The sequence below is a fragment of the Paenibacillus sp. FSL k6-2145 genome (genome assembly GCF_037976585.1).
Classification (GTDB): Bacteria; Bacillota; Bacilli; order Paenibacillales; family Paenibacillaceae; genus Paenibacillus.
This window is the reverse complement of sequence record NZ_CP150267.1, coordinates 4,971,385-4,986,747: the sequence shown is the minus strand read 5'-3', so window position 1 is coordinate 4,986,747 and position 15,363 is coordinate 4,971,385. Positions and strand designations below refer to the sequence as shown.

Annotated in this window: 13 protein-coding genes; 3 read left to right on the top strand and 10 right to left on the bottom strand. The window is 45.3% G+C overall.

The genetic code is table 11. The features are described from left to right. Nucleotides 1-35 precede the first annotated feature (35 nt). Together NZ043_RS22310 and NZ043_RS22305 are read right to left on the bottom strand one after the other, a co-directional pair. Nucleotides 36-1,133 (bottom strand): saccharopine dehydrogenase NADP-binding domain-containing protein, encoded by a 1,098-nt coding sequence (locus tag NZ043_RS22310; protein WP_339309256.1) that lies wholly within the window; start codon nucleotides 1,131-1,133, stop codon nucleotides 36-38. Beyond that, nucleotides 1,117-1,824: a class I SAM-dependent methyltransferase gene (locus NZ043_RS22305; protein WP_339309255.1), complete on the bottom strand. Its 708-nt coding sequence runs from the start codon at nucleotides 1,822-1,824 to the stop codon at nucleotides 1,117-1,119. Before NZ043_RS22305 ends, NZ043_RS22310 begins: the two co-directional genes overlap by 17 nt. A 129-nt stretch (nucleotides 1,825-1,953) precedes the next feature. Here NZ043_RS22305 and NZ043_RS22300 point away from each other — a divergent pair, with 129 nt between their 5' ends. Then, nucleotides 1,954-3,069 carry a LuxR C-terminal-related transcriptional regulator gene (locus tag NZ043_RS22300; RefSeq protein ID WP_339309254.1) on the top strand — a complete coding sequence of 372 codons (1,116 nt, stop codon included), beginning with the start codon at nucleotides 1,954-1,956 and terminating at the stop codon, nucleotides 3,067-3,069. A 229-nt stretch (nucleotides 3,070-3,298) separates the two neighbouring features. Here NZ043_RS22300 and NZ043_RS22295 read toward each other — a convergent pair whose 3' ends face one another. The 6 genes from NZ043_RS22295 to NZ043_RS22270 form a co-directional block, all read right to left on the bottom strand. Continuing rightward, nucleotides 3,299-4,312, bottom strand: a complete 1,014-nt coding sequence (locus tag NZ043_RS22295) for an iron ABC transporter permease (protein ID WP_339309253.1) — start codon at nucleotides 4,310-4,312, stop codon at nucleotides 3,299-3,301. Continuing rightward, nucleotides 4,309-5,334, bottom strand: coding sequence for an iron ABC transporter permease (locus NZ043_RS22290; RefSeq protein ID WP_339309252.1), 1,026 nt, complete (start codon nucleotides 5,332-5,334; stop codon nucleotides 4,309-4,311). The genes NZ043_RS22295 and NZ043_RS22290 overlap by 4 nt, the downstream gene beginning before the upstream one ends. Before the next feature lie 117 nt (nucleotides 5,335-5,451). Continuing rightward, on the bottom strand, nucleotides 5,452-7,419 hold the full coding sequence (locus NZ043_RS22285; protein ID WP_091031296.1) for an AraC family transcriptional regulator: 1,968 nt from the start codon (nucleotides 7,417-7,419) through the stop codon (nucleotides 5,452-5,454). Nucleotides 7,420-7,708: 289 nt separating this feature from the next. Continuing rightward, nucleotides 7,709-8,596, bottom strand: coding sequence for a membrane protein insertase YidC (gene yidC, locus NZ043_RS22280; RefSeq protein WP_133384522.1), 888 nt, complete (start codon nucleotides 8,594-8,596; stop codon nucleotides 7,709-7,711). Continuing rightward, nucleotides 8,533-8,883 (bottom strand): hypothetical protein, encoded by a 351-nt coding sequence (locus tag NZ043_RS22275; protein ID WP_339309251.1) that lies wholly within the window; start codon nucleotides 8,881-8,883, stop codon nucleotides 8,533-8,535. The genes yidC and NZ043_RS22275 overlap by 64 nt, the downstream gene beginning before the upstream one ends. Nucleotides 8,884-8,975: 92 nt before the next feature. Continuing rightward, nucleotides 8,976-10,595, bottom strand: a complete 1,620-nt coding sequence (locus NZ043_RS22270; RefSeq protein WP_339309250.1) for a DUF4173 domain-containing protein — start codon at nucleotides 10,593-10,595, stop codon at nucleotides 8,976-8,978. A 134-nt stretch (nucleotides 10,596-10,729) separates the two neighbouring features. Here NZ043_RS22270 and NZ043_RS22265 point away from each other — a divergent pair, with 134 nt between their 5' ends. After that, nucleotides 10,730-12,442: an ABC transporter substrate-binding protein gene (locus NZ043_RS22265; protein ID WP_339309249.1), complete on the top strand. Its 1,713-nt coding sequence runs from the start codon at nucleotides 10,730-10,732 to the stop codon at nucleotides 12,440-12,442. Nucleotides 12,443-12,471: 29 nt separating this feature from the next. On the opposite strand, the gene NZ043_RS22260 is transcribed toward NZ043_RS22265, so the two are convergent. Beyond that, nucleotides 12,472-13,854, bottom strand: coding sequence for an FtsW/RodA/SpoVE family cell cycle protein (locus NZ043_RS22260; RefSeq protein WP_339309248.1), 1,383 nt, complete (start codon nucleotides 13,852-13,854; stop codon nucleotides 12,472-12,474). Then, nucleotides 13,851-14,186, bottom strand: coding sequence for a helix-turn-helix transcriptional regulator (locus NZ043_RS22255; RefSeq protein WP_339309247.1), 336 nt, complete (start codon nucleotides 14,184-14,186; stop codon nucleotides 13,851-13,853). The genes NZ043_RS22260 and NZ043_RS22255 overlap by 4 nt, the downstream gene beginning before the upstream one ends. 284 nt (nucleotides 14,187-14,470) lie before the next feature. Between NZ043_RS22255 and NZ043_RS22250 the strand changes: the two genes are divergently transcribed. Then, nucleotides 14,471-15,055: an AAA family ATPase gene (locus NZ043_RS22250; RefSeq protein WP_339309246.1), complete on the top strand. Its 585-nt coding sequence runs from the start codon at nucleotides 14,471-14,473 to the stop codon at nucleotides 15,053-15,055. The last annotated feature ends 308 nt before the right edge of the window (nucleotides 15,056-15,363 follow it).

Here is a 15,363-nt window from a genome sequence, read left to right as displayed (position 1 = left end):
AGCAGATCGGAGGTTCTCAGCAAAAGAACATGAAACTAGGTGATCTTTGTCGTCACCTTTAGTGGCATATGAAGTGCATCCTGAATGTCCTGCAAAGAGAGACACTGTTCAATATGAAATACACCATGTGGCAACTCTGTTTTGTACACACGTTCTGCCACGGCTGCAGCTACTGCTGCTGTTGCATCTGCTTCCTTTGCGCCGACCAGTAGTTGTTCGACGCGGATTTGCTCACCATTTTCCCACCCTACGGCATCGACCTTGACTGCATACATCGGCTCTCCCCCAGGAATAAGGCCAAATGCCTTAACCGTTCCACTCCGAATAGACGGGATACGCAGCAACGAAAACAAACCTGCACGTTTGGAGATTGCCATGGATCTTGTGATCCAGCGGGAGTCCAGACAGAGTCTGGTAGATACGGTTGGAATACGTAACGTCCGAGCAACCACGTGCTGATCGGAAAAGTTAAATCGATAGGCCTTTCGGTTCCCCAGTTCCGCTCCAAAATCAATACATTTGCCATCTCCGAAACTTTGTACCTCAGCAGATTTGCCCTTTTGCATCACTTGGTAGGTGGCATTCATCTGATCAACGGTCCACTCCACGGCAGCTTTTCCGTGTTTCTCTCCAAGTCCCAGCATTACGGTAATGTCTGCTTCCTCCACCTGATCCATATGCATGGTCGCTTCACGTACAAGCAAATTAGTCACTCCGGGAGATAATCCAACGCTGAGTATCGCAGTCGATTTGGAACGTTGCATTTTGGTGTGCAGTTGTTCCACCTGGGCGAGAAAATCATATTTTGCAGAAATATCAATATAATCGGTTCCGGCTTGTGCACAGGCTTCAACAAACCGGGTATCGCTTTGGTCCACACACATGATGACCAGCTTCACTGGCCTTAACATAGATGGCTCTACAGGTCGTGTTACATCCAGTTGAAGAGGTAGCACAGCACCACCTGTAGATCGGCTGAACTCTTCCGCACGGCTCATACGCGTACCCGCAGCCCATACTTTACCCGGGAACAATTTCCCCAGTTGAGTACATATCATCTGCCCCACTTGACCATAACCGCCAACCACCCAGATCTGATCTTTCATAGGCTTCACGTTAGTTTCGAATTGCATAATACCCCTCCACCCAGAACGCCCCGAAGTAACGTGTAATATGTGAGAAACCGCATTCCGTCAGCAGCTGAGTCATCTCTTCAGAGCATATCGGATCGGATTCACGGCCTAGGGAAGCAGCAAAACGCTCCCACTCTTCAGAAAGCACGCCCACACTCAACATGTGATCCTTCCAAGCTTGCATCATGATTGGATGTGCAGGTGAACGAAGATCGGCATTTACAGCCGCAACAATCAATGGTGCACCCGGTTTAAGTCTCGCTGCGAGGCTGGTAAGAAACATTCTCTTGGCCTCCATCCCCTGAAGGAAATGTAACATGAGCATGCTTGTCGCCCCATCATATACGATATCCTCCGGCAATTCTTCAACCGTGACAGGTTGCAGCTTCACTCTGGAACCGATGCCTGCTTCCTCGACTCGTTTCTCAGCAAGTTGCAGCATGGGCAGTGAAGGATCAACACCGATCATTGTCCACTCCGTATGGCGTGAGCCAAGCAGAGCAATCTCTTTTCCCCCTCCCGCTCCGGCTACAAGTATATGAATATCGTTGTTATCCGCAAACGATGCTGCGAGCAGCCGTTCCATTAGATCATGCATATGAGAATAACCCGGAATTTTCAGGGCTATCGATTGTTCGTAACGATGAACATCTGCCGTTTCCCAGCTCATCGGTGATGGATTGTGATTCATGGACACCGCACTCCTCTTGAATTGAAGTTAGACTTGACTCGTTGTTCGTCTAATTTCATTATAGAAGGATACGGCGAGCCTACAATCCCAGAACATTGGGATATGTGCGCAGAGAGAGGAGTAATTTTGTTGACATCACGTATTGATCGGAACCATAGACTTATCACTTCTCTTGAAAAAGGAACCTGGACCTCACGTACCTATCGGGAAGCTGTTCTCAAGCAGATCCATTCGGTTGTACCTTACGACGCATACTGTTTCACTACCGTTGATCCTCTGACTCTTCTTTCCACAGGAGCCGTGACAGAAGATGGCATTGAGGCCATTCATGATCGGTTATTCATCAATGAATACATGGAAGAAGATATACATAAATACGCTGAATTAATTCGCAGCGGTGAACATAGTGCTACACTTCATACGTCTATGAACTCACAGCTTGAACAAAGCCCACGTTATATCAACATTCTTCAGCCAGCGGGGTTTGGTGATGAACTACGTGCTGTATTGGTCAGTGGAGACGCTTGCTGGGGATATCTGACCCTATATCGTAAGACAGAAAGTGCTGTCTTTACAGAGGAGGAGCGGTTGATGATTCAGTCCTGGACCGCTTCTATTGCATCGATGCTGCGGTCCACGAGCCTGACACTGATCGATGAGATTACGAGTGAAAGTCCCGAGGAACCCGGAATTTTGATCACCTCAGACACGTTCCAGCTTTTATCCCTAAACGCCCCTGCTCAGTATTGGCTATCCCAATTGCGCATGCTGGAACATGTAGGGCCTGATGTTCTGCCCCGTCCGGTACGTGCAGTGAGTTCCCACTTGCAACGCAAGAATCAGGCAGAACGGGCTGAAAATACTCAACTCACTCCTGACTCGCCCTCCAAAGTCTGTATCCAACTTCCGGATGGGCGTTACCTCCTACTTCATGCCAGTCTTATGCAACACCTCGCGGGACCGGATCAGATTGCCATCCGTTTGGAGCAGGCGATGCCGCAGGATTTGCTTCCCTTGCTCGCCGAGAGCCATGGATTATCCAGTCGAGAGCGGGAATTGCTCGGATATGTGCTCCGCAGCTATTCATCCAAAGAAATTGCTGCTGCGATGCATATTTCTGTCTACACCGTTCAGGATCATTTAAAATCCATTTTTGCCAAAACCAAGGTATCCTCACGTCGCGAGCTCATCTGGTATTTCGTTTCCCGTTTTCAGCTGTCGGAAAACCTGCCATATAAATCCTGAGTAATTTCCTAGTAATCCACTTGACTATCAAATGAGAAAAAATCAAAAGATGCCACTACGATATCCTCGTAATGGCATCTTTTTTTATATGCTATTGATTAAGAAGCATAGCGGTAGCAGGCAGCTTCGATCGTTGAACTTTTGATATCGTGCATTCTGCTTTAAAATGCAGCGCACAGTACTACCAAGCCGTTTTCCACAAAAAATTCAGACCATATCATTGATTGTGTTATTTGGCTTTTGCTAGTAAATAAAGAAAATATGGAACACTAATGACTGTAATGACGATTCCTGTCGGCACATCTCCTACCAGGCTAACCGTGCGCGTAATCGTGTCAGCCAACACCACGACTAGTCCCCCGGCCAAGCTGGCAGCCGGAATGAGCAATTTATGATCGGGACCGACCAGTTTTCTGGCCATATGCGGAGCGATCAAGCCAACAAAAAAGAAGCTTCCCCCCACAGCTACACTTCCAGAGGATAAAGCAACAGCAGCGATTGACAATCCCAAAAACTGCCGATTTACGGAAACACCAAGCCCCTGTGCTGTCTGATTGCCCAGATGGAGGGCATTCAGTATGCGAGCCTTGTAAAAAATATAACCGAGTAAGATCAAAACCCATGGTGTCAGTATGGAAATATAGCCCCAATCATCGCCCCATAGGCTCCCCGCGAGCCAATACAGCATGAAATTCATCTGCGAATCATCCAGCTTGAGTGTCAAGAAAGTCGTCAGCGCCCCATACCCGCTTCCTAGCGCGACCCCGGTCAAGATTAAACCGATTGGTGAGATGTCTCGTCCGCGGCGATACGATAATAAGAAGATCAATCCCGCCGCCAATAGTCCGCCAACAAAAGCCAACAGAGGCAGAGCAATGAAGGAACTCTTCCCTGTTGGTGCAATGAATACAACGAAGAACAGGACAAACAAACCCGATCCCGAACTAATTCCCAGTGTTCCCGGACTAGCCATGTCATTGCGCAGCAAACTCTGCATCACGCCCCCCGCCGCTCCCATCCCCAGACCTACCAAGATCGAAAGTACAATTCGTGGCAAACGAAAATCAAACACAATCAGATTTTGCTTATCGGTACCGTTTCCTATGAGAACGTTCAGCACTTCTAGCGGTGAAAGATTCATCTTGCCAGAATTCATGCTAATGATAGCAAACACAAGGATGAGCACCATAAGCACTGCATTGATGATAATGCCTCGTTTCACCGTATAACGCCGCTTGGTCATTCGTATTCCCTCCTTTGTCTTCGAGCCAAGAAGAGAAAATACGGCACACCAATGATAGAAAATATAATGGCAATCGGCGTTTCGAACGGTTTATTGATCAAGCGTCCAGCCAAATCGGCCGATACGGTGAGCAACGCACCATATATTGCCGCTGCCGGAATAATGTATCGATAGTCGACACCTACCATATATCGCACAATATGCGGGGTGATCAGACCCACAAAACCAACCGGGCCAACCACAACAACAGCCAATCCAGTCAGCACAAGTACAATAAATGTCGACAAAATCTTGACCAGTCCGCTACGAATGCCGAGTCCACTTGCCACATCATCTCCCAAACTGAGCAATGTAACGGAAGGGGATAAGGCCAGTGCCAGCAGTATACCACCAACAAAGAGCGGTGAGATAATCAGCAATTCTCCCCATTTGACCCCCGCTGTACTACCCGCCGTCCAGAATGTCAATGCTCTGCCCAGGTTATAATTGATCGCCAAATACTGACTGAGTGCGCCAAACAACATTGAAATAGATAGACCTGCCAGTACAAGCCGCTGTGGCGTCATTCCGCGATTGCCCAGTGATGCGGTAAAGTAAGTCATACCGGTGGCGATCGCTGCTCCCAGACAAGCGAACAACATCATCTGCCAATACGAATAACCCGGCAGAAAGGCCAGGCATAGTGCAATTGCAAATGCTGCGCCAGAGCTAATCCCCATGAGCCCGGAGTCGGCCAGCGGATTGCGCGTTGTCCCCTGCATGATAGCGCCACATACCGCAAGGCTGCACCCAACGATCAGATCAGCTACGGTACGCGGAAGACGCATGGTTTGAATAATTTGATGTTCAGTGCGCATTGGATCAAATCGGAAAATAGCCTCCCATACCGTTGCTAACCTCATATCAGCAGCACCAAACATAATCGATGCCGCCGACATGAGAACCGTTAATCCAAGCCCTACTACCATGTACATGGTGAAGTTCATCGCCCCACGGCGTTTTTGTTCAGGCTTGCTTTTCATCTCGTTTCCCTTTCATCACCTATTGACAATCCAAACGAATATGGATATTAACGTCCATAAATTCGACTGGTCATGTTTGAAAATTTGGAGTTCTCAATTAAAATTTCGTTCTAACTCTTATTTAGCTAATGCCAGCAATTGACTAACAATATAATCAATCAATGCACTGGAAGTCATTACGTCGGTGGACCAAGATAGCGAAGAATCTACCTTTACGATCCGATCATGTTGCACAGCAGGTATGGCATTCCACACAGCATTATCAGAAGCAACGTTTCCATCTCCTAAGAAGATCATATAATCCCCAGAGTAAGCGGGTAATACTTCCATGGAGACATCGCCCCAATATTTATCTGCATCGATAATATCCGTTTGGACTTTTGAAGGTGCCTGCAATTGAAGTTCATTGTAAACAAGCTCGCCAACGGCATGCTTGGCTCCAGCTATGTAGTTACTTTTATCACTGAATTCTCCAACCGTAATCGTCATATCGGAAAGGCCCGCATTCTGAAAGGCTAGCTTTGCTTCTTCGATTTTTCCGGTATAAGCATTCAAAACATCCTTAGCCTCTTCCTGTTTGTTCAAAACATCGCTAATAAATTGTATCCGCTCTTCTGTAGTCATATCACCATAGGGAACATAAATGGTCGGGGCAATTTTGGATAAATCATCATACGACTCATCACTCCATGCCAAAATGATAAGATCAGGCTCAAGCGTCATGATATCTTCCGGCTCCATGGCTACTTTTATGGAGTCTGTAATCTGGTTAGCATAAACAGGCTCTGTCTCTCCCCGTGCAGCTCTAGCCACACCTAAAGGAGTTACACCTAGGGCTACCACATCACCAACCAAATAATCGACTACAACTCGCTGAGGATTGTTAGGCACCTCAACATCACCCTTAACTGTGGTTATCGTTCTGGTCTGCGAGACTGCTTCCGAAGCTTTTGTCTCCGACCCTTCCTGTTGTGCCGTCTGCTGTGTCTGTGCAGGTGTTGTATTTGCCGTTCCCCCATTATTCGCTGGCGTCCCTGACGTACATGCTGTCAATAAGAGCATCATGCTTATCGCCGCCGCCAAAATCATTTCTTTACTTCTTAATGATCCAAACATCGTTGATTCCCCATCTCTATAAGACTTGACTAGACTCGCTAGTTCCCTCTCATCGTAAGGGAGATGAGAATCATTATCAATACCATCAACCTGCATGGATAGTGCGTTTATTTTCCGATAATCACTTGGTGTCATCTTGTAATGTTTCTTAAACATGCGGAACAGGTTTTTCTCATCTGCGAAACCAGCTCCAGTTGCGATTTCTTTAACCGTCGCTTCTGTATGTTTCAAGTCATGACAGGCAGCTTCAATCCTTCTCTGAATGAGATACTCCTGTAAGTTCATCCCTTCCCTTTTTTTGAACAACCGCGTTAATTGTCCACCACTGATCCCAAACATATCGGCAATTTGTTGAAACATAATCGGCTCCCTGTAATGTTTATCGAGATATATCTTGGCAGAACAGGCTGGATCTGGCTGGAGATACCGAATCTCACCACCCTCCAAATCCCTATACACCTCATGAATCAATTGATATAGAAAACTTTTGGCCTGTAGCTGATCCATCGCCTTGCCACGTTTCCAGCCATTCATCATCCGTTGGAACCAATCGCGTAGCAAGATGGGATTACTTGGCGTATAACCAAACTGTTGAACAAATGGATTTACTTGCTCCAGTAATTGTTGCAAATGTTTCTTGAAAAAGAGAGGTGATTCTGCTCTATAAAACACCATAAAGGTCTTCACCATCTCCTCTTTAGGTGTAATACTGAGCAGGCTCCCCTTCCCACCGTGAACTAAGCCAAAACGTTCCATTGCAAATGTGGTTTCATTCAGTTGGATTTGCGCTTCTCCCCCATATGCATAGATAAACATGCTACTAGGCATTTTATATTGCTCCAACGGGTATTGTGACGCTACATTCTGAAAGCGTACATCTATTAATGTAATGATCGAACGTGTCCAGATACTGGCCATCATATCAATCATCTCCGGTGTAAATCCCTGTCTTGCTTCTTCCTCTTGCATCTATCCGCGCTCCTCGTTTCACTTTTTCCAATGTATACATCACTCAATAATTGATATTGATTATCAATATCATATTTGATCAGGTAAGTATATCATCATTAAGTGATATTGGGGAACAGGCAGTGGACGTTATGCTTTTCATCCGCTTTCGTAAAAAAAACTAAAAAGGAACACCTGAGAGTACAAAAAAAGCCTGATCCATATGGATCAGGCTTCTTCATTATGTTTTTTTGTATTCAACAAGTTTACGTAGTCACCATGTTTCTCTTGTCACCTGCGACCAAATTTATTAAGACTTTGCAGGTTTCCGAGAAGGTTTGGCGGAGCTAGATTTTTTATTCTTTTTCTGACTCACTTCCACAACCACAGGCTCCTGCGGATGTTCTACAGGGTACATTTTACGGAACAATAACGTCTGCAGTACCAGGAACGAACCCCCAACCGTCCAGTAAAGCGGCATGGCTGCCGGGGCTGAAAGAGAAAAGAATGCCATCATCAATGGGGAGAGATATCCCATGATGGCGAACTGTTTTCGCTGCTCAGGCGCCATATTGGCTTGTGATACCTTGGCTTGAATCAGATATATGACCGCGACCACCACTGCGAGTACGTAGTCCGGCGCTCCCAGTTTGAACCACAGGAACGAGTGGGAGGACAACTCCGGTGTAAGTCGGATGGCTGTGTAAATACCGGACAGGATAGGCAACTGAATGAGCATTGGCAAGCAACCAATGTTCAGCGGATTGAACTTATGTTTCTTGTATAGCTCCATCGTTTCCTGAGACAGCTTTTGCTTATCAGCAGGGTCATTTTTGCCTTCATATTTTTTCTTGAGCGCATCCATTTCGGGTTTCATGGCGTTCATGATGACTCGTGTTCCCTGCTGGGACTTGGCTTGGCGCATCATCAAGGGCAAAAGCGCTAAACGAATGACCAGCGTAATCACGATAATCGCGACCCCGTAGCTTCCGTTAAATATCGTGGCAATATGCTGAATCAGATACGACAGTGGAAATACAATGTAGTGATTAAAAAATCCCGGTGTCGATGAAGTAATCTCCGACACGTTGTTGCTGCATCCGGCAAGCAGCATGACTGCAAACAAAATGACAATCAGGCCATAGATCCGTCCCTTGCCCAAAGTAAAAGTGAATCCCTTGTTAGTCTTATGTTCCATATATATCCTCCTCGTTGATTTGTTGACCAATCGTTCAACGAGGAATGACAATCTGGTTCATCTTCATCGGGCGCTTCTCTTCGTCTAATCATGCGGCTCCAGTCTTCCTGTCTATGCTGTCTGTCCAAACATAAGGCGGGAAGTACAGGTTCAAGTCCACCACCGGCGCCACCTTCCATCCAGTACTCTGTCATGCCACAGTGAAGATGGGCAATATAGGCATAACTGACGGTGAAGATGAGTCCAATCGAGAATAAATATGGTAATAACTCCTGCAGTTCAAACAAGGGATTCACCCCCTTTATAGGTTAGTTTTTATATTATAACACTTACATATTGTTTTTGCATAAATCCGTACGTGAAAACAACTACTATTCAGCTATTCCGTTCTCAATTTGGACATTTCTAGCTCAGCTCGGTATCTTGCCACGTTATAAGAAGGCCATGAACGATCTGATGAATCCTCGTCCAAGTAGGCTTGACGTTCCAGCATTTCCCTCTTGAGATCCGGGTACTCCTCCTGAGCAAAATCTCGAAGTAACGGAACTGCATCTGCCGACAGACTTGCCAGATAGGTTGCATCAATATTGCCAGTCTGATGATAACGTTCAATATTCAGCTCGGCAATCCGTTTATCCATGCCCACATAGTTGACAGCAACATATGCAGTGAGCGCAAGCACAAGATACCAGCGGATCAGCGGTATTGATGTGTACCGTATACGAAGGCCAGCAATCAGCAAGAGGAGTGCGAGGAAGATCATGAATGCGTGTACCAGAAAGCGGATGTACGTATATCCATATGCCTGCTCATACAGATTTAGGCGCATAAACGCGGAATACAACATAATTGCTGAACAACTGACCAGAATCAGGAGAAGTACCTGATGCACGATGGAACCCGCTTTGCCACTCGAACGGGTATACTGCAAAGCAACAATAAGAATAAAGAAGTTAATACCTGTGACGAGAATTAACTCTGCGAATCCACTTCTAGCATAGTCTGCGTAAGACAGATCTACCGGAAGATGCCCCTCTCCTGCACCAAACAGATACGAAAACTGTACAAGTACAAACAAAACGTACACACAGTTAATGACAATCAGCATCGTCCCCACAATGATGGGGTCCAATCTGAATGGTTCCCGATGAACCGGAGTGCGTTCGGGCTCGGGTGTAATCTTATTTGTAACCTTACCTTCAGTGGCCGGGTCCACAGGAGAGAATATATAGGTGTGATCACGCTTATCAACCGTGGATGCTGCTCCATTTTTCCAATGTGCGTTCTCTCTCTTCTCTGCCTCATATTGCATTGGCTGTACAAATCCCCATGCATAACCGAACAGCAATACACCCACAATGACAATCCAGATGATTCTTGGTATCCCTGGAGTAAAAGCCAATTGATTCAGCCACTCCGGAAAACCGGCTAAATACTGATCAAAGACCCCGTCAGCGGAGGACAGTAATGCAACGACTACAATGAGGATAGGCAAGGACGCCACAAGACCAATGAGCACTTTGAACACAACTGTTTTCTGTGATTTGCCCATGCCACGCCCGCCTGCTCTCACAGCAATGGCAGCAACAGTCCCCCAATGACGTATGGCTTGAGGCAACAAGTGGTCAATAGCCGTACCAATCAAACCAATCTCCCACCACTGCTTCTGTTTTCTGCCCATCAGATAAGTCATATGTAAGATAACTACGCCGGGTATAACCAGAAAATTAAGAACATACAGCAGTTCATTGTCGTATAACAGGAACGTTAGCGACAACAATAGCACTACAGCCGCCACAAAAGCATCAATGAACTTGAAAGACCTCATGCGGTCCCTTGCAAACAGATACATGAACACATAAAAGAGAATTACAAAAATAGGATACGATACGCCAATCTCATTACCATAGAATAAATACTGATGAATGATTGCCAGCATCCATGCAGACAGTAGCGTGATTAGAGCACGTTGCGGTGAAGCCATTATTTTATCAATCATCGGAATAACCTCCATTAACCTTTCTATGCTATATTCTAGATGATAAAATAGGAATATAAATAGAAATTAAAATCGACAAAACTTCTTATTTTAGAGGAATACGTCAGAGTTCACCTCCAGGAGGGAATCAACACTTGAAATTACATCAGCAATATCTGCTGTTGCATCGTCATTACGGCCACCAAACAGAACATGAACTTACACTCGCCGATCTCGCTGAGTTGCTAAATTGTACGCACCGCAATACGTTAACGATTGTCAAAAAGATGGTTGCCCATGATTGGATTAGTTGGGTTTCCCAGCGTGGCCGGGGTCGACGTTCATCACTGACTTTGCTTGTTCCGGCTGATCAAATCGCCGCAGAATATATGATGCAGGCCATGAATCGCCGGGAATTGCAGGAAGCTGCCGAGCAGGTGAGCGCATTCTCCAGTTCAACAATCATGCAGGATCATCTAAACCAGTGGTTGCTTGGATATTCAGGACATCATACGGAAGCCGGTACCAATAATGAGCAGATTGATACACTTCGGTTGCCCCTGCGCCAACAGCTTCATGCGCTTGATCCGCTGTACATTAATCTGTTGGCTGAATCCTTTGTGACTAGCCATGTCTTTGACGGGGTGGTTCAACGGGGTGAACAGGGAGAGATTCTTCCATGTCTCGCTCACACTTGGGATGTCAGTACAGACCGTAAGACCTGGATCTTTTATTTAAGAAAAGGGATTACATTTCACGATGGTCAGTTGTTGACGGCCCATGATATTGTGCATACGTTCGAACGGCTGCAATCTACAGATCTCCGGACACTGTACCGTGATGTAAGTAAACAGATTCTATCTATTGAAGCGGTCGATTCCTTAACCGTGTGTTTCCAGTTGAAAGACCCTCATGAATTGTTTTTGTCTTTCCTGACAACAAGTCGTGCGGCGATTGTACCCTCACCAAGAACAAACGAACATAAGATGAAGCATGCCCGTGATGTGCATGGAATGCAAAAACCTGTTGGGACGGGACCGTTCAAGGTCACTGCCTGGGATGATCACTTGTGCAGACTTGAAGCCTTCTCATCATATTTTCAAGGTAGAGCACATATGGACCGGGTAGATATCCTGCAGATTCCGTGGAGTGCCTCGGCAAAAATGGACGATAGCCAAGATATCGAAACTCCGTTCTTTCATCTTGTTCATAATCCGTCTTCGTCTGCGGGTGCAGACTGGACACAGATTAGTGCAGGGGTGATGGTTCATAAATTACTCACGTGTAATACACAAAAAACCGGACCGTTAAACGATCCGGAAGTAAGAGCACACCTTCAGTCATGCCTAGCTAAAATGTATAGAGATGACGGACGTGCAGATGACTCTAAACGACTCACTTCAGCTAGTCCCATCTCCCTGCACATTGCAACCATTCCACAATATCGCAGGGATGCTCAACATCTGGCCTTCATACTGGAGCAGTGCGGTTTCTCCTGTACCGTCCGTACTGCTACGATGGAGCAGTTCAAAGGAAATCTGCGGCTGGAATCTGATCTGATTCTCTTCTCGCTGATTCGGGACAGGGACGAAGAACTGCGAAGGTATGATCTCTACTCTACGTTATCTGAGCATCTGGAAGATTCTGCTCGTATAACGATCCATGAGATCTTGCAAACGATCGTCGCCTCTCCCATCGCAGCAGATCGAACTTGTGAATTAGACCGGATTGAGCAATTTTTAGTTGATCAGAATTTACTGTTCCATTTATCCGAGAAACCGGTAGAAACCGCTTATCTGCCTTCGGTTCGTGGCCTATCTTTCAATAGCCAGGGCTGGGTGAACCTGCGTCATATCTGGTTTCCGTGAATGCTCGTTAAACGAGCATAACAATACTCTCATTTCATGATGTGGTAATGATTTTGGATGCCTATGAACTGGTCATTGGGTCGGCATCCATCTTCTTCCTTATTTTTTTCATTTCTCTTCGAAATAGTATCCTTGCGGCGGTAAATACCGAGCAGTAAACCGAGCATGGCGTAATCAAACATCAAGTGATTTCCGTATCCAATAAAAGGGAAAGTAATACTAATAATAGGTGCTTTTCCGGTAGTCATAGCCAGCGAATAGATGATTTGCATTGCAAACATAGCTGTGATACTCACAATAATCATACGGCCAAAATCATCCCGAATTCGAGGAAGCATCTTCACCATACTTGCAACAAACCAGATGATACCCACCAATAATAGTATCCCGGCTGACCAGCCAAACACATCAATGAGCAGCACACCTGGGTAATTGAAATAACTCGTTTTGAACCTGTCAAACGTTGTATCAATCCCGTTCCCCCACCAGCCCGATGATCGAATAACTTCAATAATGGAATAGTTACTATAGGCGCTGCCGTAAGGGTCATCCTGAAGATTCAAAACAACAGTGAGCCTCTCCAGCCGTCCGTATTGATCTGCAAAGAACAATAACAATACAAAAATACTTCCTGTTATAACAGCACCTATGACTATATAAAGCCATTTTCGCGTGAGCCAGCCAAATAAAATAATGGACATTATGCCAAACAGAAACAAGCGAACCCAGTCCAACGTTTGAAACAATAGTACTGCGGGAATCGTTACCATCGCAATGTAGGTCAATATGGATTGCATATTACAATTGGAACGAAGCTTGTCCAGCATAACGGCACCTATAGCAAGTGGCAAAATCCACACTGAAGCTGTGGTAAGGTCTAATGTTAATCCAAATAAGCTCCAATATCTGCTATTACCATAAAAATCTGTAGTTATCATTGGACTGATCCACAACATGACATTAAGCAGAATATAGATCCACCAAGCTGCTTTTTTCAACTTACGATAATCAAAGTAAATAAAGAACAACATCAACATTACACCTATAACGGTGTACACCACATGCCCCCGATATAAGGACTGATACTTTTCATCTGCGACATTCGTTGTAAAAATCCATATCAGTAACAGGCTAGTTATAGACAAACCAATTAGTCCAACTAACAGCCCCCAATGCATGCGATGACGATGTAAGCGGTGCATACTCTTGCCTACGACAGCTGGATCACCCATCTGTTCAATGGCATATGCAATTGCTTCTTCCTCTGTATAACCTTCTTGTTCTTTATCCAAAATCATTTCTTCCATGTGGTTCCCCAACTCATTACGCAAGTCGTTATGTACTTCGCGAGCTTTAACCTGAACACACATGTGATCAAGATAATGCTGAATTCGCTCATCTCGATTCGTCATGTCAGGCCTCCTTCCCCAAGCACTCGATCCACAGCGCTACGGAACAAATTCCATTCTGCTTTTTTACTTTCTAAGGCCTTCATGCCCTTGTCACAAATCGAATAATATTTCCGTTTACGGCCTTCAACCTCCATCCAGTACGACTCTACCCATCCTTCAATCTCCATGGCATGCAAAATAGGATATAACGTGCCCTCTTTCAGATTAAACACACCCTCGGATTGACGATGTAGTTCCTTAATTAATTCATAACCGTACAACGGTCGTTCCTGAAGCAAGGTCAGAATCAATGTCTCGGTACTGCCTTTAATCATTTGTTTGTTAACCTGCAACGCGCTCACTCCTTCCTTTTCAATTCATTTAGCAAGAGTTTTTAGATTTCGAAAAATACACTTCTACATCTCTTCTTTTTATATACATCGGAAACATATGCATAGAACAACTAGGTATGATATTACCTTATCCTTCCTTTTCTGTCTAGCCAACAAGCTTCTTTATTTATGTTAAAATAAACAAGTCCTTTCATTCACGAACTCTAATGATGAATCTAAATATTCGTGTATTTCTCAATTACATATCCTATTTTTTGAATCTAGTTAAAGGAGGCATTACATTCATGAGCAAACTAATTTTCTTTCTTGGCGGGGCCGGAAGTGGCAAGACCACACTTGCCAAAACCCTTTCCCGTAAACATAAAGCGGCTTTCTTTGATATGGATATTCTGCTTCGTCCCGCGGCTGAGGCAATTATGACCCTTCAGGGACTTGACCCATCCGACCGAGATTCGCCTGAATACAAAAGGTTATGCCGTGATCTTGGGTACCGCATCACAATGGACGCCGCTCTGGATAACGTTCAGTTAGGTATCGATACGATCATTGTGGGGCCATTTACCAAAGAAATCGTTACCCCTGACTGGATCGAGCAGGAACTCGCACGGATTGGACGTTCTCTAGATGATACGGATGTGCGTGTGGCCTATATTTATCTTGAGAATGAAGCGTTGTATCACAAACGGATCTCAGCAAGGAAATCCCCACTAGATGAATGGAAATTAGCCAACTGGGATGCCTTCACAGCTTCTCTCGTCCGTAAAGAAATAGTCTGGCCGCTCCCTGCTTCATCCGTCGCTTATATTGACAATTCCAGTAATGATCCTGCCATTGCCTATGCTGAACTTGAACGACGGATGTACGAGTAGCTTTATAAAATTCACATCACAATTCCTTTGCACGATGTCGCTTCACATGGAAAATAAAAGAAGAAACAAAAAGAGGTATTTGTCGAGATCCCCGTTGGGTCCATCATGACAAATACCTCTTTTTCATATATTCAAGATCATCTTTTCATATGTTCAAGATCATTCGCAACTCACTATTCACCTTCTGCGATTGCGGGATCACGCAAAAAGGTTTGCGGATGTCCTGCCGTAATAAGTGCGTACTACGGAATCGCCATTACATTCGAACTGATAGATTATAGATGTACTTAAATGTAAGAGAACGAACA